Raw genomic sequence first — 1,685 nt, 5'->3', positions numbered from 1 at the left:
ACAGGGAAGTACCGTATTCATCACAGATGAGCAAGGCGATGTAAAGAATCGCTACACCTACGACGCGTTTGGTAATACAATAGAATCGGAAGAACTGATTCCGAACCGCTACCAATACACAGGCCAGCAGCTAGACTCAATAACCCAGCAATACTACCTGCGCGCAAGGTTCTACAACCCCACCATCGCCCGATTCACGCAGGAAGACGAGTATCACGGAGATGGACTGAATCTCTATGTCTACTGTGTAAATAATCCAGTGGATTATTATGATCCGAGTGGATATAATGATTGCCCAAGTAAAAAAGCGTTATATCAAGTTGGAGAATATAACAAAATAAAGGGCGTTCCTGGATTGGATGCTCATCATGTAGGGCAGAAGGCACTAATGAAAAGATTGGTAAAGAACTATGATTTTAAAACTGCACCTGCAATCAATGTTCCTAAATTGGGACATACTATAAAAAAAGCAGATAAAGGTGTACTGGATAGAAGTACAAAAGGAATATCTTCTGCTAGACAATTATTGGCTCGTGATATTAAAGAGCTGCGTAGAGTATACCCTGATATACCAAATGATAAATTAAGAGAATTAATAAATATGAATAAACTAAAATACCCTGAGATGAGAAAATGAATATAAAGAAAATGCTGAGGTGGTAAATTATGACAGGAGAGGAATTTGTAAAGCTTTGCAAGGAAGAAAAGAGAATGATTTTAGAAGAATATTTTGATGACAAATCTAAATCTGAAGTTGGTGATATAATAAAAAAGTTAGTTCAAACAGGTGCGAGTAAGGATGATTTATTTAATTTGGTCGATACAGTGCTGAAAGAGAGTTATTATACTTTGTTGTTAGGCTTGGATGGTGCGTGTTCGTTGGGGAATAAACAAGTTACATATAAATTGTATGATGAAGAGGGGAATTTATTAAACGAATGTGGAGAAATTGAGGAAAGCGCATATAGCTATTTTATGAATGATTAAGCTCTGTTTTTTTTATAAAATGAGTTGATGTTTGAGCGGCTGTGTACAAGGGAAAATATCTTTGGTACACAGCTTTTCTTTAGAAATCAGTACAGCGTGCGGCATTGGATTTATGATATTCATAACAATATCATCGAGGAAAAGATTTTTGCTTATTCCGCAAAGATTAATATTATAAGGAAAATGCCCAAGATGGTCTTAACCGAGTGGCAGCTGCCGCAGGCACTGTCCTATCGCTATCAATACGACAGCGCTGGCAGCCTGACGGCAGTCATCGGTACTGATGGCAAGCTACGTCTACACCACCGCAGGCTGGCAAACGCATATCGAAACCAAGGGAGGCGCAAGCCAGGCCTATCACTACGATGCCCAGGGCAATGTCACAGGCATCGTTGATGGCAACGGCAATAAACGCAGCTATGCATACGATGACAACAACCAGCTGAAAGCCATAACCTACCCCGACGGCAGTCAGGAGCAGTATCACTACACCGCCGATGGTAAACTAATCAAATTCCAAGACCGCAATGGTATAACGAATGAGTACCAGTGGAACGTTTACGGCAGTCTCGTCGAGCGCAAGGCAGGCGATCTGCGCAACAACTATGAATATGCGCCAAACGGCCAGCTTATAGCGGCCATCGCTGGTGGCATGGACTACCGCTACACCTACGACAAAGACGGCCTGCTGCTCACCA

The 1,685-nt window shown here is 41.6% G+C and carries 3 protein-coding genes; all 3 read left to right on the top strand.

Features of this window, described 5'->3' with window-relative positions; genetic code table 11:
* On the top strand, positions 1 to 637 hold a 637-nt coding region (locus BM322_RS13835; protein WP_177220917.1), incomplete at its 5' end, for an RHS repeat-associated core domain-containing protein.
* A gap of 29 nt (positions 638 to 666) precedes the next feature.
* Entirely contained in the window at positions 667 to 987 is a 321-nt protein-coding gene (locus BM322_RS13280; RefSeq protein ID WP_075431224.1) for a hypothetical protein, read from the top strand.
* 283 nt (positions 988 to 1,270) lie between these two features.
* The coding region (locus BM322_RS13275) for an RHS repeat domain-containing protein (RefSeq protein ID WP_143102245.1) at positions 1,271 to 1,685 on the top strand (415 nt) is incomplete at its 3' end.

This window comes from Selenomonas sp. GACV-9, assembly GCA_900116485.1.
GTDB lineage: Bacteria > Bacillota > Negativicutes > Selenomonadales > Selenomonadaceae > Selenomonas_A > Selenomonas_A ruminantium_G.
The sequence above is the reverse complement of the archived record's forward strand: the minus strand, read 5'-3'. Positions and strand labels throughout refer to the sequence as shown.

Excerpts from the sequence above, each read along its gene's own strand:
- BM322_RS13280 (WP_075431224.1), top strand. The coding sequence starts at position 667 with ATGACAGGAGAGGAATTTGTAAAGCTTTGCAAGGAAGAAAAGAGAATG.